Raw genomic sequence first — 18,831 nt, 5'->3', positions numbered from 1 at the left:
AGCCAGCGTTGCGGTTCAAAGTCAGTGCTGTACCAGACCCACAAATGACCGCCGCCGCCCCCATCCCCCGCCATTATGGCCTCGACTGGCTGCGCATCGGTGCCTTCGCCATCCTGATCCTGTACCATATCGGCATGGTCTTCGTGCCCTGGGGCTTCCACGTCCAGCTGGCGCGGCTGCCCTGGGTGGCGGTGCCGATGCTGGCGAGCAATCCCTGGCGGCTGATGCTGCTGTTCGTCGTATCGGGCTATGCCACGCGCGCGCTGGCGGTGCGGCACCCGACCATCCTCAGCTTCGCGCGGGGACGCAGCATCCGGTTGCTGGTGCCGCTCGCCTTCGGCGTCACAGTGCTGGTGCCGCCGCAGATCTGGGCCGAGCTGGTCAGCAAATATGGCTATCCGGGCAGCTATGGGACCTTTTGGGTACATGACTGGCTGCGCTTCGGGCGGATCGGCGGGGTGGTGCCGTCGCCCGCCTGGAACCATTTGTGGTTCGTCGGCTATCTCTGGGCCTATACCATGGCGATCGCGCTGATGCTGGCGGTCGCCGGCCGCTGTGGCCACGCGGGCCAGCGTCTGTTCGACCGGGTGTTCGGCGGCTGGGGCGGCGTGATCCTGCCCGTCGCCTGGCTGCTGCTGGTCGACATCCACTGGTTTCCCGGCGAGAGCGAAACCCATGGCCTGTTCGACGACGGGCTGGCGCATATCCTCTATTTCCCCGCTTTGTTGTTCGGGTTCGGCATGGCCGGGTCGGAGCGGGTGCTGGACAGTTTTCGCCGGGGATGGATCGTCGCCGGCGTCATCGCGCTCTTCAGCTACGGTGTCGCGGCGGGGCTGGAGCTGCGCTGGCCGGGCATGGCGGGGGCGCCCGCCGGGGTGGGCAATATCTTCGCCGGCGCGCGCGCGGTGCAGGGATGGATGGCGGTCGTCGCGCTGATCGGCATCGCCGAGCGCTTCTGGAACCGCGATCACCCCTGGCGCCGGACGCTGACCGAGGCGGTGTTCCCCTTCTATCTGATCCATCAGACGATCATCATCCTGGTCGCACTGGCCTTGCGCAACACGGGCCTGCCGCTGGCGCTCGACGTACTGGTCCTGATGATGGCCACGGTGGCGGGCTGCTGGCTCTTCTATCTGGTCGGGCGGCGGGTGCGGTGGCTGCGTCCGCTGATCGGGCTGCGGCCGGGGGATGGCAGCCGCCAAGCGATCTGATAGGGGGCGCGGGACTTTCCGCGTCTTTTCTGGAGTATCCCCATGTCCGCATCCTGGTCGCTGGTCATCCATGGCGGCGCGGGCCGGATCACCCGTGACGTCCTGACGCCAGAGCAGGACGCCGGCGCGCGCGCCGGTCTCGACGCCGCGCTGAAGGCCGGGTCGGCGGTGCTGGCGGCCGGCGGCGAGGCGCTCGACGCGGTCGAGGCGGCGGTGCGGGTGCTGGAGGATGATCCCCATTTCAACGCCGGGCGCGGCGCCTGCTTCACGCAGCATGGCACCAACGAGCTGGATGCGGCGATCATGGACGGGCGCGACCGCCGTGCCGGATCGGTCGCGGGCGTGACCCGCACCCGCAACCCGGTGTCGCTGGCGCGCACGGTGATGACCGCCAGCCCGCATGTCCTGCTGGCGGGGGCGGGCGCGGATCGATTCGCGCTGGAACAGGGACTGGAGCAGGTCGACCCCGCCTGGTTCCATACCGACGAGCGCCGCCGCCAGCTCGACGAGCTACTGTCGCGCGGGGCCGATGCATTCGACAGCGACATGAAGTACGGCACGGTCGGCGCAGTCGCCTGCGACGCGCAGGGCCATGTCGCCGCCGCCACCTCGACCGGGGGCGTGACGGGCAAGCGCTGGGGCCGGGTCGGCGATTCGCCGCTGATCGGCGCGGGCACCTATGCCGACGACCGCGCCTGTGCGGTATCCTGCACCGGCTCGGGCGAGGTCTTCATCCGCGTCGGCGTCGGGCATGAGATCGCCGCGCGCCGCCGCTTCACCGGCGAGGGTGTCCAGCAGGCCGCCGACACGGTGCTGGCCGAGGTGCGCGATCTGGGCGGGACCGGCGGCACCATCGTCGCCGCGCCCGACGGCACCATCGCCTGGAGCACGACCACGGCGGGCATGTATCGCGGCCGTGCGACGAGTGGAGGCGAACACAGGGTGGCGATCTATGCCGACGAGGGATAAAGCCCCACGACATGAAGCACTTGCGCCTGTTCGCCGCGCTGATCGCGGCGTCCCTCCTGCCCTCGCCCGCCGCCGCCTATTGGGAATATGGGCATGAGACCGTCGCGGCGATCGCCTGGGCCAATATCACCCCCCATGCCCGCACCGAGATTCGCCGGATCTTGCGCGCGCAGGCACAGCTCGACACGCCGACCTGCCCGGTCCGCACCATCGAGGAGGCGAGCGTCTGGCCCGATTGCGTCAAGCCGCTGAAGGACGACGCCGGTAAGTCGCGCTTCGGCTATGCCTATAGCTGGCACTATCAGAATGTGGACATCTGCCAGCCCTTCCGCCTGCCGCCCGCCTGCGACAGCGGCGATTGCGTGTCGGCGCAGATTCCGCGCCAGCTCGCGATCCTGAAGGACAAGCGCGCCAGCGAGAAGGACCGGGTGATGGCGCTGGCCTTCCTCGTCCATTTCGTCGGCGACCTGCACCAGCCGCTGCACGCCGGGGACAAGGGCGACAAGGGCGGCAACGACACCCGCGTCGATTACGGCATCTACGCCACGCCGCGTCTGAACCTGCATTCGGTGTGGGACGGGCTGCTGGCCGAGCGCGCGATCTCGACCCCGCCCAAGCTGGTCCGCCGCTATCCGCTGGCCGAGCAGCGGCGCGAGGCGACCGGCGGCGTGATGGCCTGGAGCCGCGAGAATTGGGTGATCGCCAAGCGCGCCTATGCCGCCGCGATGGGTGGCGATGCGTGCCGGCCGACGCCGGCGCTCATGCAGATGGACGAAGCCGCGATCCAGGCGATGGCCCCGGTCGAACGCGAGCAGATCAAGCGCGGCGGGCTGCGGCTGGCCAAGCTGCTGAACGGCGCGTTTCGGGGGTAAAGGCGGGGTCGCGTGGCCTTCGACTGCGCTCAGGCTGAACGAGGCGATGGGATATGCGGCATTGCAACGACGGTCGGGTGCCACGCCTCCCAACCTCCATTCACGCTGAACGAAGTCGAAGCGCACGCCCCGCCCTTTCGGTGAGGCACCGGGACATGGCGTTTGGGCGACCGGGCTGGGCTCAGTCGGAGCGCGTCGCGTGGCCTTCGACTTCGCTCAGGCTGAACGGGGGGCGGGATACCCGGCATCGCCGCGACGATCGGGCGCCACCCATCCTAACCTCCGTTCACGCTGAGCGAAGTCGAAGCGCACGCCCCGCCCTTTCGGTGAGGCACCGGGACATGGCGTTTGGGCGACCGGGCTGAGATCGACCCGGGCGCCCCGCGTGGCCTTCGACTTCGCTCAGGCTGAACGGGGGGTGGGATACCCGGCATCACCGCGACGGTCGGATGCCACGCCTCCCAACCGCCGTTCACGCTGAGCGAAGTCGAAGCGTACGCCCCGCCCTCGCCCAGCGCGCGTCCCATCACCCCAGGACGATCGTCACCGCGCGGCGGTTCTGCGCATAGCTGGCCTCGTCCGAACCCAGCGCGATCGGACGTTCCTTGCCATAGCTGATGACGGTCATGCGGTCCGCCGTCACGCCGCGGGCCGCCAGATAGTTCTTGGCGGCGTTCGCACGGCGATCGCCCAGCGCGAGATTGTATTCGCGGGTGCCGCGCTCGTCGCAATGCCCCTCGATCGTGATGCGGACATTGGGATAACGCTGCAGCCAGGCGGCCTGGCTGTCCAGGATCGCGCGCGCTTCGGGATCGATGTCATATTGATCCAGCCCGAAATGCACGGTGTTCGAGGTCACCGAGCGCTTGAAGTCGGCGTCCGAGCCTGGGACGATCGCGCCGTCGCCGGGATTGGTCTGGCCCGCATTGGGGTCGACGCCCGCATTCTGGTCGACCGGCGCCGGCGGCAGCACGGCGGGACGCTTCTTGGCGCAGCCGGCGATGGCCAGCGCCATGGCGGCGACGACGAGCGTGGTCTTGATCTTGGTCACTGGACTGTCACTCCCTCTAAATTCGTTTCGCCCCCGAAACTCACTCCCAAAGCGATTACGGCCGCAGCGGCCCCCAGGCGGGGTCGGAGCCGTCGAGCGGGGTCGGGATGCGGCGTTCGTTGACCCCGGTCAGGTCGACCATCCACACATCCGCCTTGCCCGACGCGCCTTGCGTCGAGCGCTGGAAGGTGATGACGCGGCCATTGGGCGACCAGCTCGGCCCCTCATCCTGCCAGCTGTTGGTCAGCAGCTTTTCCCCGCCCCCCGACGGGTTCATGATGCCGATCCGGAACGCACCGCCCAGCTTGGTGAAGGCGATCAGGTCGCCGCGCGGGCTCCACACCGGGGTCGCATAGCGTCCGCCGCCAAAGCTGATCCGCTGCTGATTCGAGCCATCGGCGTTCATGACATAGATCTGCTGCCCGCCCGACCGGTCGCTCTCGAAGACGATTTTCGAACCGTCGGGCGAATAGCTGCCGCCCGTGTCGATGCCCGGCGCGTTGGTCAGCCGCTGTGGGCTCCCCCCTTGCGACGACACGCGGTAGATATCGGTATTGCCGCCCTGCGCCATCGAGAAGAGAATCCAGCGGCCATCGGGCGAGAAGCGCGGCGCGAAGGTCGTCGCGGCGTTCTGCACCACCAGCCGCTGGCGACCCGAGCCGATGTCATAGACATAGATGGCCGGCCGCTTGTCGACATAGGACATATAGACGATCGACTGCTGGTTGGGCGCGAAGCGCGGGGTCAGCACGATCGACTGGCCGTTGGTCAGGAAGCGGTGGTTCGCGCCGTCCTGATCCATGATCGCCAGCCGCTTGATCCGCCGACCCTTCGGCCCCGTCTCGGAGACATAAACGACGCGGCTGTCGAAATAGGGGCCTTCGCCGGTCAGCTTGGTATAGATGCTGTCGGCGCATTTGTGCGCGGCGCGGCGCCATTCGCCCGGCGCCACGACGAAGCCCTGCCGCGCCAGCTCGCTGCGCGCAAGCACGTCATAGAGATAGCAGCCGACCGTCAGCGTCCCGTCGCCATTGGCGCGGACATAACCCTGGACCAGCGCCTGCGCGCCGGTGCCGTTCCAATAGTCGAAGGCGGGCGCGGTCACTTCCGGGAAGGACACGGTGCGCAGCTGCGCCGGCGGCACGGGGGTGAACAGCCCCGAATTGCGCAGGTCGTTGGCGATGATCTGCGACAGCTGCTGCCCCACCACATCAGTGGTGCCAGCCGCCGTCTGCACCACGGCATTGGTCGGCATGGCGGGAATGGCGATCGGCATCGGCGCGGAGATGCCACCCTCGACATCGACGACCAGCCCTTCCTGGCCATTGGCGGGTGCGAGCGCGGGCTGCTGCCCGGCCGGAGCCTGAGTCGGGGCTGGGGCCTGCGCCGGCTCGGCCTGGGGTACGGGCGCCTCCTGCGCGGACAGGGCGCTGGCGGCCAAGGCCAGCGTGAGCGGAAGAGTCAGCAGGGAACGGGGCATAAGCATCATCCTCAACCCGGAAGTTTGTAGCGCAGCGTGAAGTTGCTCCAGCCGCCGGGCACATCGTAAAGTTCCGCCGGCAGTCCGCGCAGCGGCGAGCAGCCCTTGAAGGTGGCGATCGCCAGATCGTCGACGCGGTCGACATAGCGATCATTCTCGCCATCGACGCCGCTATGACCGACGACGCGCGGTGCGGCGGCGAGACTGCCGTCGCGATTGAGCTTCAGGTTCATCGTCACGCGAATCCGCTCGGCCCCGGGGCCGGGCGTCACCTGGCGATTGGCGCAGGGCTGCACCTGACGCAGGATCGCCGAGGCGATGTTGGCCAGTTGCTGCGCGCCGATCTTGGTCGCGGGCGCGGCTTCCGATTTGGACGGCGATGGATCGGGCGACAGGCCCTTCAGGAAATTATCCCCCAGCCGCGATCCGCGCGGCTTGGCGGCGGTCGCGGTCGCGCTGCTGCCCTGTCCACGCGCCGGGGTCGTCGGCTTGGTCGCCGAAGGCTTGGCGGCCGACTGGCTCGGCTTGGACGCGGCCGGTGCGGGCTTGGCGGCGGGTGCGGGTTTTGCCGGCGCGGGCTTGGCCGGGGCCGGTTTGGCGGGCGCAGGCTTGGCCGGTTGCGGTTTCGGCTTGGGCTGCGGCCGCTCCACCGGCTTGGGCTGGGGTTTCGGCTGTGGCTGCGGCTTAGGTGCCGGGCGCGGTTCGGGCTTGGGCACCGGCTTGGGCTTCGGTTGCGGCTTGGGCTGCGGACGCGGTTCGGGTGCGAGCGGCGGCGGAGCGGGCTGCGGTTCGGGTTCGGGTTCGGCCTCGACCGGCTCGGGCGGCGCGGCGTCCTCGGGTGCGCCCTCCTCAGGAGCGATCGACTGGGCGGGTTGCTGGTTGGGAGTGGGCGATTCGGCCTCCAGCCCGACATCCTTGACCAGCGAAATGTCGATCGGCGTGACCTTCAGCTTTTCGGGGTTGGGCGTCGACAGGAAGCCGACCGACAACAGGCCGAACAGGACGATATGCCCCGCGACCGCAACCGCCAATCCGATCCGCTCACCACGCTCCATCAGCGGGGGCCCGCCCCCTCTACCGTGACCAGCGACACGCGGTTCAACCCGGCGCGGTTCAGCTCGCCCATCACCCGCATCACACGGCCATAATCCAGCGCCCGGTCGGCGCGCAAATAGATTTGCGGCACCTGCCCGTCGGGGTCCTTGCGCGCGGCGATCGCGTCCAGCCTGGCGGGCAGATCGGCGTCGGCGATCTCATCCTCGTTCAGGAACAGCCGCCCCTGCTCGTCGATCGAGATCTGCTCGGGCTTCTGCTCCTGCTCCAGCGCCTTGGCGCGGCTGTCGGGCAGGTTCACCGGCACGCCGGTGGTCAACAGCGGCGCGGTCACCATGAAGATGATCAGCAGCACCAGCATCACGTCGACCAGCGGCGTGACATTGATCTCCGCCATCGGCGCGCGGCGGCCCCGGCCGGAGCGGGAGGGAAGGTTCATGGCCATCGCCCGTCCCCCTTCAGCGCGCTTGGTCGAGCTGGCGACTGAGCGTGGTGTGGAAGCCGTCGGCGAACCGGTTGAGCTGCGCCTCCACCTTGTTCACGCCGTGGCTGAACCGGTTATAGGCGATGACCGCCGGGATCGCGGCGAACAGCCCGATCGCGGTGGCGAACAGCGCCTCGGCGATGCCGGGGGCGACGACCGCCAGCGACGAATTCTGCGCCTGCGCGATACCGGTGAAGCTGCGCATGATGCCCCAGACGGTGCCGAACAGCCCGACGAACGGCGCGACCGAGCCGACCGTCGCCAGCACGTTCAAACGGTCGGACAATTTGTCGATCTCGCCCGCCACGGCCGATCCCATCGCGGTCGCCAGACGCTCGCGCGTGCCGTCGCGGTCGATATGCCCGCCGGCGGTCGAGCGCCGCCATTCCTGCACACCCGCCGAAAAGACGCGTGCGGAGGGCAGTTCATTATCCTGCTCCATCCGGTGGAAGGCGTCGATATCCTCGGCCTTCCAGAAATCGCGCTCGAACCGGGTCATGCCCTTCCGGGTCCGCGCCAGCTTGCGCGAGAAGGCGACGATGATCGTCCAGGTCCACACGCTGGCGAGCAGCAGCCCGATCATCACGAACTTCACCACCCAATCGGCCTGCAGGAACAGCGCGACGGGCGACAATGTGGCGGCATCCATGTTGAAGACGGGATTCATGGGTGTTGGGTGTCCCCCTGCCAGACAAGGCGTTGGTAGATGGCGATCCAGTCGGCGGGTTGCCGACGCGGGCGGCCGTTCGGGCCGACCCAGGCGACGGTAACCCTGGCATCGGTCAGCTTGACCGCGCCGCACCTGACTGTCTGATGAATGACGACGCGAACCGCACTGACTTCGATCAGCCTCGACGTGACGATCAGGTCGTCGTCGAGCCGCGCGGAGGCCGCATAACGGATGGCGATGTCGGTGACGGCATAGGCACCCTGCCCCGCCTCATGCGCGGCGCGCTGATCGATCCCGGCGACGCGCAGCATGTCGGAGCGGGCGCGCTCCATATAACGCAGATAATTGGCGTGATAGACCACGCCCGACAGGTCGGTATCCTCGAAATAGACGCGCACCGCAAAGCGATGCTCGAACCCGTCGAAGCGGCCGCCGATCGGCAGGTGTTCTCCCGTCACCGTCATGGTGACCGCCCGTTAACCTATCCGCCCGGGGGAAGGAAGGCACTTGGCGCGCGGTCACGACCGAAAGGACGTCCGGAGCCGGGCGCGCCGCTTATTGCAGCGCCGACGGGTTCACCGACAGGCTGGGCGGGTTGATCGTCGGGGCCGGGGTATAGGGCTTGGCGGCGGGGACCGGCTGGCTCGACAGGACGCGCGGTTGGGTCGCGGGCGCGACGCCGGGCTGCGCGGTGGTGGCGACGGTCAGCGGCGCGGAGAGCGACTGGACCGGCACCATCGTGCCCGAGCGCCAGGCGTCATAGGCGCGGAAGAAGGCGATGAATGGCTCGTTCAACTGGTCCAGCCGCTTCGGTGCGGCGGTGTCGAAGTCGCCCATGGTGGTGGCGGTGATGTCGGCCAGCACCTGATCGGCGGCGGCGCAGAAGGTCTTGCGCACCGGCGTGATCGAGAAGAAATTGTACAGCCGGGTCATCGCATCGTCATAGCGATCGCGCCAGTCGCCGCCCTGCGACTGATATTCGGCCGAATAGCGCTTTTCCGCCGCCGCCAGCGCCGTCTTCTGCGTGGTCAGCATCGTGTTGTAGCGGGTGACGATCAGCCCCTCATCGGCACCGCGACAGGCGAGCGCGGCGACGTTGAGCGCGGAGCGGAGGTGCCAGACGGTCGCCGCGCTGGTCAGCGCGCGATTGGGGGTGGCGTAATTGCCATCGGGCAGCTTGGCGGGGATCATCATCCCCGGCGTGGCACCGGGCGGCAGCGGCGCGCGCACCACCTGCGGCTGGGCGGGGACCATCACCGGCGGCGGCGCGACCTTGGCGGTTTCGCGCGCGGCACAGCCCGCCAGCGACAGGCCGATCGCCACACCCGTTACAATACGCACACTCGCCATGACCCTGATCCTTGGAAAAATCCCGCCCCCGGCTCTCGGGGCCCCGTCATGCCGAATCAAGGTTAACGCGTCGTAAGCGCTGCGACGAAGCGGGTCATATGTCAGGGAGAATTCATGTGGGGGCCTGACGGAGGGGTGTCGCCCTCTCGATAGGGGTGACACCCCTCCACCATGCTGCGCATGGTCCCCCTCCCCTTACAGGGGCGGAATCCGGTTTACGCCGCGCGTGCCACCAGCGCGGTGGCGGCTTCGGCCATCAGTTGCGCGAGGATCTCGGCGATCGGCTCTTCCTTGGTCACCATGCCGACCGACTGGCCCGCCATCACCGAGCCATGCTCGACATCGCCCTCGATCACCGCGCGGCGCAGCGCACCCGCCCAGTAATGCTCGATCTGGAGCTGCGCCTCGGCCATCGCCACCTTGCCCTCGTCGAGCGACTGGGCGACTTCGCGCTGTTTGGCGGTGAAGAGTTCGCCGCCGGCATTCTTCAGCGCACGAACCGGGATGACCGGCAGGCGCGGGTCGATCTGCACGCTCGCCACCGCGTCGCGGGCCGAGGCGCGGATGAACGCCTTCTTGAAATTGGGGTGCGCGATCGATTCGGTTGCGCAGACGAAGCGCGTGCCGAGCTGAACGCCCGCCGCGCCCATGTCGAGATAGCCAGCGATCGCCTCGCCCCGACCGATACCGCCCGCGACGAAGACGGGGACCTGCTCGGCGATCTCGGGCAGCATTTCCTGCGCCAGCACGCTGGTCGACACGGGGCCGATATGACCGCCCGCCTCCATCCCCTCGATCACCAGCGCATCGACGCCCGAGCGGATCAGCTTCTTGGCAAGGCTCAGCGCGGGCGCGAAGCAGATGACCTTGGCACCCGTCTCCTTGATCGCCTCCAGCGCGCCCTTGGGCGGCAGGCCACCGGCAAGCACGACATGGCCGACCTGATGGCGGCCGCACACCGCGATCAGGTCGAACAGCTGCGGGTGCATGGTGATCAGGTTCACGCCGAACGGGCGGCTGGTCATCGCCTTGGTCGCGGCGATCTCGGTATCGAGCAGATCGGGGGTCATCGCCCCGCACGCGATCACCCCGAAGCCGCCCGCATTGGACATGGCGGAGACCAGGTTGCGCTCCGACACCCAGGACATGGCACCCGCCATGATCGCCATCTCGGCGCCAAGGAACGCCGCGCCGCGCGCCATGCGGGTGGCGAGACGCTGTTCGCCGGTGGTGGTGGTGTGGGTGTCGGTCATCGACGCTCCATGCCGTGGGTAGCGCCGGACGGCAAGATTTGGTTCATGCGAAGCCGCGATGACGCGAAGAGTTTGTTCACGCGGAGGCGCGGAGCCGCGGAGATCACCTGCGCGCGGCAGCGCCATCACTTCACCAACGACGGTGGAAAAAGGAACGGCAGCGCGGCTGGATACACCAACTCCGCGCCTCCGCGCCTCCGCGCGAACCAATCTTGTTGAAAACGCTTCGCGTCTTCGCGACTTCGCGCGAACGAAAGCCCCCTCCCCGAGCCGAACCCAGGGAGGGAAGGACCGTTTACGCGGCCTCGGCGTCCAGGCCGTAAGCGGTGTGCAGCACACGCACCGCCAGTTCGGTATAATCCTCTTCGATCAGCACGCTGACCTTGATCTCCGAGGTGGTGATGGCAAGGATGTTGATCCCGCGCGCGCCCAGCGTCTGGAACATGGTCGAGGCCACGCCCGCATGGCTGCGCATGCCCACACCCACGACCGAGATCTTGGCGACGCGCGTGTCATGGACCAGGCTGGCATAGCCGATCTCACCCTGGCCCTTTTCCAGCACGTCCAGGCTGCGCGCCAGGTCGGCCGACGGCACCGTGAAGGTCACGTCGGTCGAACCGGTCGAATGCGCGATGTTCTGGACGATCATGTCCACATTGATCCCCGCATCGGCCAGCGGCGCGAAGATCGAGCCGACCGCGCCGGGGCGATCCGGCACGGCGGTCAGGGTGATCTTGGCTTCGTTCTTGTCATGCGCGATGCCGGTGATGAGCTGGCGTTCCATATCGTCGATTTCCTCTTCGCCCACGATCAACGTGCCGCGATGTCCGTCTTCGTCCCGTGCGTCGTCGAACGAGCTCAAGACCCGCACGCGCACCTGTTCCTTCATCGCCAGACCCACCGAGCGGGTCTGGAGCACCTTGGCGCCGACGCTGGCGAGTTCCAGCATCTCCTCATAGGTGACCTTCGACAGCTTGCGCGCACGCGGCACGATGCGCGGGTCGGTGGTATAGACGCCGTCGACATCAGTGTAGATGTCGCACCGTTCCGCCTTCATCGCCGCTGCGACCGCCACCGCGCTGGTGTCCGATCCGCCGCGCCCCAGCGTCGTCACCCGGTTGCCCTCGGCCACGCCCTGGAAGCCAGGGATCACCGCGACCACGCCCGCCGCCAGACTCTCGTCGAGCGCAGTCGTGTCGATCTCGCCGATCCGCGCCTTGGCAAAGGCCGTGTCGGTATGGATCGGCAGCTGCCAGCCCAGCCACGAGCGGGCGGGGACGCCCATCGCCTGGAGCGTGATCGCCAGCAGTCCGCTGGTGATCTGTTCGCCCGCCGAGACGACGACGTCATATTCCTGGGGATCGTAGAGCGACGAGGCCTCGCGGCAGAAGCCGACCAGCCGGTCGGTCTCCCCCGCCATCGCGGAGACGACGACCGCGACCTGATGGCCCGCCTCAACCTCGCGTTTGACCCGCGCCGCCACGTTGCGGATGCGCTCGATTCCGGCCATCGAGGTGCCGCCGAACTTCATCACGATACGGGCCATGCGGTTTTTGCCAATCTCCTTGGGGTAAAACGGCGGTCCTGATAGGTAGCCCCCATGACGAACGCAAGCCATTTGAACGATTCTACCATTATTGGGGCCGAAGCCGCACATTTCGGAAAGATGGCCGCCGACTGGTGGGACCCCAAGGGGTCCAGCGCGATGCTGCACCGGCTGAACCCGCCCCGCCTGCGCTACATCCGCGAGCAGATCGACCTGCATTGGGATGCCGACGGACAGGGTTTCACGCCGCTGAAGGGCAGGCGCGCGCTCGACGTCGGTTGCGGCGCGGGGCTGTTGTGCGAGCCGCTGGCGCGCCTCGGCGCCGAGGTGACGGGGCTGGACGCCGCGCCGGAGAATGTCGCGGTCGCCGCCGCGCATGCCGCCCAGTCGGGGCTGGAAATCCACTACCGCGCGGGCAGCGTCGAGGGGCTGGCGGGCGAGACCTTCGACTTGGTCACCTCGCTGGAGGTGATCGAGCATGTCGCCGATCCGGCCCGATTCGTGCGCGGGCTGGCCGATGCGCTGGCGCCCGGCGGGCTGATGATCCTGTCGACCCCCAACCGCACGCCTTTGTCCAGGCTGGCGCTGATCACGCTGGCGGAGGGGACGGGCACGATCCCGAAGGGCACGCACGACTGGTCGAAATTCCTGACGCCCGACGAGCTGACCGGGCTGCTGCAGGAGGCCGGGCTGACCGTGCGCGATGTGCGCGGCCTCAGCTTTTCGCCGACCAAGGGCTTCATGGTCGGCGATTCGACCGCGCTCGACTATTTCGTCACCGCGACCGCGGCGTGACCGCGATCGGCCGGGCGGATCGGCCCTGGTGGATGGCGGGACTGCTCGCAGTCCTGCTCTGCGCCTTGGCGATCGCCCGCCCGGTCGACCATGACGAAAGCCAATATGTCGCCGCCGCCATGCTCAGCGGTGCCGGGCTGATCCCGTATCGCGACTATGCCTATCTGCAGACGCCGCTTCAGCCGCTGCTGTTCGCGCCGATCGCCTGGGCGAGCGGGCGCTGGGTCTGGCCAGTGCTGCGGCTGGTCAATGCCTTGCTCGGGCTGGCGGCGATCGCGGGCGTCTACCACGCCGCGCGGCTCTGGGGCGCGGATCGGCGTGCGGCGCATTGGGCGGCGGGGCTGTTCGCGACCTGCGACATCCTGTTGTTCGCGGTCGGCACCGCCCGCAACGATGCGCTGCCCGCCGCCCTGCTCGCGTGGGCGCTGGTCGGGGTGGCCAGGGGCGAGCGGGGCGATGCGAGTCGGGGCACCGCGATCCTGACCGGCCTGGTCTTGGCCGCCGCTGCCGCCGCCAAGATCTCCTATGCATTGCCGGCCGTCGCTTACGGTCTGTGGGCGCTGGCCCATCGCGGGCATCGGCCCGGCTGGGTGGTCGCCGGGACATTGCCCGTCATCGTGCTGATCGCGGCGCTGTACGCCGCCGCACCGGAGGGATTCCTGTTCGGCGTCCTGCATTTCCCTTCACAAGCCCCGGCCGAATATTATGCCGCGCGCCCGTGGAAGCTGAGCTGGGCGGCGAAGCTGATCGATTCGCTCAAATTCCTGACGCTCGGGCCGGCGCTGATCGGTGTTGTCCTGGTGATGCGGAAAAGGCCGCCCGCCGTGCTGGTCTTGTTGATGATCGGCGGGGCGATCGGCGCGGTGCTGCCCTTTCCGACCTGGCGGCAATATTGGCTGCCCCTCCTGCCGCCGCTGTTCGTCGCGCTGGCGCTGCTGTGGCACGTCGCCCCGCCCGCCCCCCGCTGGCGTGGCGCGCTCGCCTTCTTCGCTATGGTCGGGCTGGTGCCGACGTTGATCACCTTGATCGGCCGCGACGAGGCGATGAGCCTGCCCGCCGCGCTCGGCGAAGGGCAGCGTGTCGCCGCGACGATGGACCGGATCGGCGTGACCGGCCCGGTCGCCACGCTGGCGCCGCAGATGCTGGCGGTGACCGGGCGGATGCCGCATCCCGATTTCGCCACCGGCCCCTTTTATTTCCGCAGCCGCGCTTTGCTGGATGCCGGCGCCGAGCGCCGGCTGCATCTGGTCGCGCAGACCCGGCCACGGATTGCCGCCGACTGGGTGCTGGTCGGCGGTGAAGGCCCCTGGTCGGCGGGGGATGCACGGCTGGACGCGACGCTCGCGGCGGCGGCCGGGGGGCAAGCCGTCGCGATTTCCGGCACCCGCTTCCGGCTGATCCGTGTGGCGCACTGATCCGGCGGGTCGATCACGCCGGCGGGCATCTTCCATTGGGCAGCGTGGCGGCGGGGGTGTAAGGGGTTGACCATGAAACGCCTCCTCGCCTCGATCCATGACGTCTCCCCCCGTTTCGAGGGGGCGGTCGATTCGCTGTTCGACCGGCTGTCGGGGCATCTGGGCGGGCCGCGTCTGGCGATGCTGGTCATCCCCGACCATTGGAACAGCGCGCCGATCGCACCCGGCACGCCCTTCGCCACGCGGCTGCGGAACTGGGCGGACATGGGGATCGAGATGTTCGTCCATGGCTGGTCGCACAAGGACGACATGGTTCACACTGACCAGAAGACCGCACTGAAGGCCAAGCACATGACGGCGGGCGAAGGCGAGTTCGTCGGCCTGGATCGCGCCGAGGCACTCCGCCGGATGCAGCGCGGCACCGCGCTGATCGAGGATATCATCGGCCGCCGCGCGACCGGCTTCATCGCGCCCGCCTGGCTCTATTCGGATGACGCCCGACTGGCGCTCGGCGATGCGGGCTTTGGCCTTGCCGAAGATCATTTCCGCGTCTGGACGCCCGCCGATGGCAGGATCATCGCGCGCGGCCCCGTCGTCACCTGGGCCAGCCGCTCGCGCGGTCGCCAGCTCAGCTCGCTCGCCGCCGCCGCCGTGCTCCGCCATGGCCTGCGCCCCACCCCGGTCGCGCGGGTCGCGGTGCATCCCGGCGACAATGGCGTGCCGGCGCTGCTCGACAGCATCGACAAGACCTATGCGCGCCTCGCCCGCACGCACCGACCGTCCCGCTACGCGGACCTGCTCGCCGCCTGATCAGCGCGCGGCCAGCGCATGGAGGTAGCGATGCCGTGCCTCCGACCCGCGCGGATAGCGGGCTAGCGTCTTTTCCTCGGCACGGGTCAGGGTGACGCGGCGATAACCCTTGTCGGTCAGGCATCGCTCGACATCGCCGACCTGAATCGCATGCAGATCGCGCTTCTGGCGATCGGGCTGGGTGCGGCGGATCGAACTCTCCCAGCCATCACCCGCTTCACCGCCCGGAAGATTCAGGAGGAGGTCCGCCGTCTCGAAGCCCCGGATGAATCGCTTCGCCGGTTCGTCCTGCGCGACATCCCGAAAATAGCCGATCTTCGCGCATGCGATCGCATCGCCGCGATACTCCTCATAGCCGACACCCGGCTTGCCCCAGGTTTCCGTGGGGGTCCGGGTTGCGGCCTCGGCCGTTCCCGTCGCCAGAAGCAGCAAGATGGATAGGGTCCGCCCCTTCATTCCACCGCTCCTCGGGCCGCCAACGCATGGAGGTAGCGATGCCGCGCCTCCGACCCGCGCGGATAGCGGGCAAGCGTCCTTTCCTCGGCACGCGTCAGTGTGACGCGGCGATAGCCCTTGTCGGTCAGGCATCGCTCGACATCGCCGACCTGAATCGCATGAAGATCGCGCTTCTGGCGATCGGGGCGCACCCGCTGCACCGAATCGATCCAGACATCCAGATTGGGCGTGCCGGCCTGATTGAGGCCGTTATCCGCCGTCTCGAAACCCCGGATAAATCGCTTGGCGGGTTCGTCCTGCGACACGTCCCGGAAATAGCCGATCGTCGCGCATGCGACTGCGTCGTTGCGATATTGGTCGAAGCTGACGCCGGGCTTGCCCCAGCTTTCGACGGGAGGACGGTCCGCAGCCAGTGCAGCGCCCGAACAGGCCAGCATGATGCCGATCACGACCGCGAAGCCACGACTCATCCACCGTCTCCCATGACAATATTGTCATGATGACATACTTGCAGGAGGCGTGAAAGGTCCGCCCCGGTCCGTTCCGGTGCAATTCCGCTCAGGCGGCGGCACGTTCGCCCTGTTCGCCGTCGAGCAACCGCTGGTAGCGCGCGATCAGCGCCTCGGCATGGTCGCGGTCGCTGAACACCTTGGCGGCCGCGACGCGCGCGGCATTGCGCAGGACGCGCTGGTCGCGCGACAGCAGCCGCTCGATCGCCTCGGCACAGGCCGCGCCGTCGCGGGCGCGGAAGGTCTCGGCGAACAGCGGCTGCGCGACCTCGGCACAGCCGCCATAATCGGGCACTACCAGCGGCAGGCCCGAGGCGAGCGCCTCGGACGCCACCAGCCCGAACGTCTCGGTCTCGCAGCCATGGACCAGCGCGTCGCAGCTCGCCATGATGCGGGCGAGACGCGGGCGGTCATAGACCGGGCGGAACAGGCGGATATGCGGGCTGCCCGCGATCCGCTTTTCCAGCGTGCGGCTGGCGACGCCGCCGCCGATCAGGATCAGCCCGACCGGACGGGTCGAAGCCACCCGCTCGACCGCGTCGATGACCATCGGCCAGCGCTTCTCGGGGTGATGCCGGCCCAGGCCTAGCAGCAGATGCGCATCCTCGGGCAGCGCACACTGCGCCAGCAACGCGGCGCGCAGGCGCTCGTCGCGGTGTTCGGGCGAGAAGAAGTGCCGCTCGATCCCCAGCGGAATCCCCTCGTCCACCCGCACGCCGCGCTTGCCGAGTCGCTTCACCAGCGCCGGGCCGTTGGACAGCACCAGGTCGTAATGGTCGAGGAAGCGGTTCATGTAGCGGCTGTACCAGCTGAACCAGTCCTCCACCCGTTCCTGCGCGACGATGCCGTCCAGCCAGCGGACCGGATAGGTGCCGACATTGTCGTTGTGCATGAAGAAGACCTTCTTCGCGCGCCCCTGCCACCCAGCGACGAACCAGGCGGGCTTGGCGGGCGAGGAGACCTCGACGATGTCGGGGTCCAGCTCGTCGACCAGGCGGCACACGGGGTCGCCGTCCCAGAACATGCCGTAATTGGTGTCCAGGATCAGGCGCGGCGCCTTCACATAGATGATCTTGCCGCCGCCGGGACGCTCCTCGACCATGTCCTCGGTACCGGGGGCGAGCACGATCAGCTCGTGACCCATCTCGGCCAGGATCGCCATCTTGCGGTCGATATAGGTCCTGACACCCCCGCCGGTGGGCGAGTAGAATTCATTGACGTCGACGATGCGCATCGTCTTCCCCTCAGTCCGGGTCGACCGGGCCGAAACCGCCCAGCCCGCGCAGATATTGCGCGCGGATCGTGACATTGGCGACGCCGCTCGGCACGTCGATCAACGCCGAGGCGAGCGGCGGCTTGCGCCGGCCCAGCTTGGTGTTGGCCGGAAAGCCCGCGCCATCGCTCCAGAAGTTGAACTTGTTCTTGCCGTCGCGATCATGCGTGAACAGCAGCGCATAGCGGCCGGGATGCGGCACGCGGATGCACATCATCGGCGTCCCACCACCCGCCGGGGTCGGCACCTGCACGCGGCGGAACGTCTTGCCCGCGCGGATCAGGACTCCGTCATCGGCCAGGAAATCCTCTTCGTTCGCCGGATAGAGTTCCAGCTTCAGATTGCCCTTGCGATCCTTCAGCCCCTCGATCCGGGCCAGGATGGCGGGACCGCCGCCACCCGTGCAGGCGGCGGCATCGCTGCCCAGCACCTGCGCGGTCGCCGCCTGCGGCACCGCCACCGCCATCATCGTCGCGGCCGCCAGCCCGGTCGCTGTCATCCATGTCGCCATCGCGCGGTTCATGCTCTTACTCTCCGCACCAGTTCCATCAGACCGAACAGCGCGATCAGCACGACATGGACCAGCAGGGTCAGCGCCGCGGTGAAGGCGATCAGCTCGCTCAATGCCTGATCCTGCCCGATCAACAGGATCGCGAAATTGGCGAAAAGAAGGTCCTTGTTGGGCACCAGTGGCAAACGTGAGACGAGCAGCCGCGCCGCCGACAGGAACAGCCACATGCCCAGCGAGACATCGGGCATGCCGAAATGCCAGGCGAGCGCGATCAGCAGCGAGTTGACGATCAGGCGTACGCAGTGGACCGTGAAGATCCACCACAAGGTCTTGCGATCGAGCGAGAAGACACGCCGCGAAAAGATCAGGAAGGGCAGCGAGGTCGCCATGACGATGGCGATCGATCCCCATACCAGCCGCAGCTGCTCATGGGTCAACAGCTCGCGACCGACCGGCAGCGCCAGCGCGACCATCAACAGCGTGATGGCATTGCCCGCGATCGCGGAGAGAATGCCGACATCCTTGACCGCGCCGAAGGGGGCCGCGACCATCTTGGCATGCGCGCGCGCCCAGGCGTAGAAATAGGCCTCGCCCGAATAGCTGAAGGCGACTTCGTTGGCGATCCGCTTGCGGATCAGCGCGGCCAGCCCGCTGACCGGAATGCCCCATAGCCGCCGGAAGATGATATAGTCGCCGATCGGCAAGGCCATGTAGAGCCCGACGAACACGACGTAGAATAACGGGTTGGTCGGCACCGAATGGCTGAGCCCCACCAGCCCGCGCCCGAACAGCTCGCGCCCCAGCCCCACGACCATGGCCAGCGTCAGCAGCCCGCCGATGATGGCGGGCCAGCGGCGCTTGACCGTCTTCAGCGGCTCCAGCGCGGCCATGTCGGTCGCGACCGGTCCGGCCGCCCCGGCTGGCATCGCCTGCTCAGGGGTCATGGGATCATTCCGTTCATCTTGCACGTTATAGGCAATCCTCGGCGGCGAATGCCCGGGGGCGTTCGCAAACCTCAAACCAGCTTTCTCACACCTGAATATGTCGCCGCTGTGTCCGGCGATTGTGTCCTCGATAGGGCCGCGCCTGACATAATTGCGCGACAAGGTGCAATTAACCCCAG

20 protein-coding genes are annotated in these 18,831 nt (G+C 68.1%); 6 read left to right on the top strand and 14 right to left on the bottom strand.

The annotated features are described in order from the left end of the window. The first annotated feature begins 44 nt into the window (after positions 1–44). The 3 genes from ACQHGV_RS16150 to ACQHGV_RS16140 are packed head-to-tail and all read left to right on the top strand — an operon-like array spanning position 45 to position 3,052. Positions 45–1,211 carry an acyltransferase family protein gene (locus tag ACQHGV_RS16150; protein WP_440978944.1) on the top strand — a complete coding sequence of 389 codons (1,167 nt, stop codon included), beginning with the start codon at positions 45–47 and terminating at the stop codon, positions 1,209–1,211. A gap of 42 nt (positions 1,212–1,253) precedes the next feature. Further along, positions 1,254–2,180 (top strand): isoaspartyl peptidase/L-asparaginase family protein, encoded by a 927-nt coding sequence (locus tag ACQHGV_RS16145; RefSeq protein WP_440978943.1) that lies wholly within the window; start codon positions 1,254–1,256, stop codon positions 2,178–2,180. Positions 2,181–2,191: 11 nt separating this feature from the next. Continuing rightward, positions 2,192–3,052 (top strand): S1/P1 nuclease, encoded by an 861-nt coding sequence (locus ACQHGV_RS16140; protein WP_440978942.1) that lies wholly within the window; start codon positions 2,192–2,194, stop codon positions 3,050–3,052. 526 nt (positions 3,053–3,578) lie between these two features. On the opposite strand, the gene pal is transcribed toward ACQHGV_RS16140, so the two are convergent. The 9 genes from pal to ACQHGV_RS16095 form a co-directional block, all read right to left on the bottom strand. After that, positions 3,579–4,103, bottom strand: a complete 525-nt coding sequence (gene pal, locus ACQHGV_RS16135; RefSeq protein ID WP_183951514.1) for a peptidoglycan-associated lipoprotein Pal — start codon at positions 4,101–4,103, stop codon at positions 3,579–3,581. 55 nt (positions 4,104–4,158) lie between these two features. After that, a complete protein-coding gene (gene tolB, locus ACQHGV_RS16130) occupies positions 4,159–5,583 on the bottom strand; it encodes a Tol-Pal system beta propeller repeat protein TolB (protein ID WP_440978941.1) in 1,425 nt (474 codons plus the stop codon). Between the two features lie 11 nt (positions 5,584–5,594). Then, positions 5,595–6,638, bottom strand: a complete 1,044-nt coding sequence (locus tag ACQHGV_RS16125; RefSeq protein WP_440978940.1) for a cell envelope biogenesis protein TolA — start codon at positions 6,636–6,638, stop codon at positions 5,595–5,597. Further along, a complete protein-coding gene (gene tolR, locus ACQHGV_RS16120) occupies positions 6,638–7,081 on the bottom strand; it encodes a protein TolR (protein ID WP_312490980.1) in 444 nt (147 codons plus the stop codon). The genes ACQHGV_RS16125 and tolR overlap by 1 nt, the downstream gene beginning before the upstream one ends. A gap of 13 nt (positions 7,082–7,094) precedes the next feature. Next, positions 7,095–7,787 carry a protein TolQ gene (tolQ, locus tag ACQHGV_RS16115; protein ID WP_409792072.1) on the bottom strand — a complete coding sequence of 231 codons (693 nt, stop codon included), beginning with the start codon at positions 7,785–7,787 and terminating at the stop codon, positions 7,095–7,097. After that, the gene (locus ACQHGV_RS16110) at positions 7,784–8,254 is read right to left on the bottom strand and encodes a YbgC/FadM family acyl-CoA thioesterase (RefSeq protein ID WP_440978939.1); all 471 of its coding nucleotides are present in this window, start codon (positions 8,252–8,254) and stop codon (positions 7,784–7,786) included. The genes tolQ and ACQHGV_RS16110 overlap by 4 nt, the downstream gene beginning before the upstream one ends. Before the next feature lie 91 nt (positions 8,255–8,345). After that, entirely contained in the window at positions 8,346–9,140 is a 795-nt protein-coding gene (locus ACQHGV_RS16105; RefSeq protein WP_440978938.1) for a hypothetical protein, read from the bottom strand. A 215-nt stretch (positions 9,141–9,355) separates the two neighbouring features. Continuing rightward, on the bottom strand, positions 9,356–10,393 hold the full coding sequence (locus ACQHGV_RS16100) for an NAD(P)H-dependent flavin oxidoreductase (protein ID WP_440978937.1): 1,038 nt from the start codon (positions 10,391–10,393) through the stop codon (positions 9,356–9,358). 295 nt (positions 10,394–10,688) lie between these two features. Continuing rightward, a complete protein-coding gene (locus ACQHGV_RS16095) occupies positions 10,689–11,939 on the bottom strand; it encodes an aspartate kinase (protein ID WP_440978936.1) in 1,251 nt (416 codons plus the stop codon). A gap of 54 nt (positions 11,940–11,993) precedes the next feature. On the opposite strand from ACQHGV_RS16095, the gene ubiG reads away from it, so the two are divergent. The 3 genes from ubiG (at position 11,994) to ACQHGV_RS16080 (ending at position 14,959) form a co-directional block, all read left to right on the top strand. After that, positions 11,994–12,734, top strand: coding sequence for a bifunctional 2-polyprenyl-6-hydroxyphenol methylase/3-demethylubiquinol 3-O-methyltransferase UbiG (gene ubiG, locus ACQHGV_RS16090; RefSeq protein WP_440978935.1), 741 nt, complete (start codon positions 11,994–11,996; stop codon positions 12,732–12,734). Next, positions 12,731–14,149: a DUF2029 domain-containing protein gene (locus ACQHGV_RS16085; protein ID WP_440978934.1), complete on the top strand. Its 1,419-nt coding sequence runs from the start codon at positions 12,731–12,733 to the stop codon at positions 14,147–14,149. Before ubiG ends, ACQHGV_RS16085 begins: the two co-directional genes overlap by 4 nt. Positions 14,150–14,221: 72 nt before the next feature. Then, positions 14,222–14,959, top strand: a complete 738-nt coding sequence (locus tag ACQHGV_RS16080) for a DUF2334 domain-containing protein (protein ID WP_440978933.1) — start codon at positions 14,222–14,224, stop codon at positions 14,957–14,959. On the opposite strand, the gene ACQHGV_RS16075 is transcribed toward ACQHGV_RS16080, so the two are convergent. From ACQHGV_RS16075 to ACQHGV_RS16055, 5 genes are all read right to left on the bottom strand, one after another. Continuing rightward, a complete protein-coding gene (locus ACQHGV_RS16075) occupies positions 14,960–15,415 on the bottom strand; it encodes a hypothetical protein (protein WP_440978932.1) in 456 nt (151 codons plus the stop codon). Continuing rightward, positions 15,412–15,885 (bottom strand): hypothetical protein, encoded by a 474-nt coding sequence (locus tag ACQHGV_RS16070; protein WP_440978931.1) that lies wholly within the window; start codon positions 15,883–15,885, stop codon positions 15,412–15,414. Before ACQHGV_RS16070 ends, ACQHGV_RS16075 begins: the two co-directional genes overlap by 4 nt. An 88-nt stretch (positions 15,886–15,973) precedes the next feature. Continuing rightward, positions 15,974–17,158 carry a glycosyltransferase gene (locus tag ACQHGV_RS16065; protein ID WP_440978930.1) on the bottom strand — a complete coding sequence of 395 codons (1,185 nt, stop codon included), beginning with the start codon at positions 17,156–17,158 and terminating at the stop codon, positions 15,974–15,976. Positions 17,159–17,168: 10 nt separating this feature from the next. After that, the gene (locus ACQHGV_RS16060; RefSeq protein WP_183951641.1) at positions 17,169–17,696 is read right to left on the bottom strand and encodes a DUF2141 domain-containing protein; all 528 of its coding nucleotides are present in this window, start codon (positions 17,694–17,696) and stop codon (positions 17,169–17,171) included. A 20-nt stretch (positions 17,697–17,716) separates the two neighbouring features. Then, on the bottom strand, positions 17,717–18,652 hold the full coding sequence (locus ACQHGV_RS16055) for a hypothetical protein (RefSeq protein WP_183951530.1): 936 nt from the start codon (positions 18,650–18,652) through the stop codon (positions 17,717–17,719). Between the last annotated feature and the right edge of the window lie 179 nt (positions 18,653–18,831).

It is taken from the genome of Sphingomonas pseudosanguinis, from assembly GCF_052056765.1.
Lineage (GTDB): Bacteria > Pseudomonadota > Alphaproteobacteria > Sphingomonadales > Sphingomonadaceae > Sphingomonas > Sphingomonas pseudosanguinis.
This window is presented reverse-complemented; position numbering and strand designations above follow the sequence as displayed.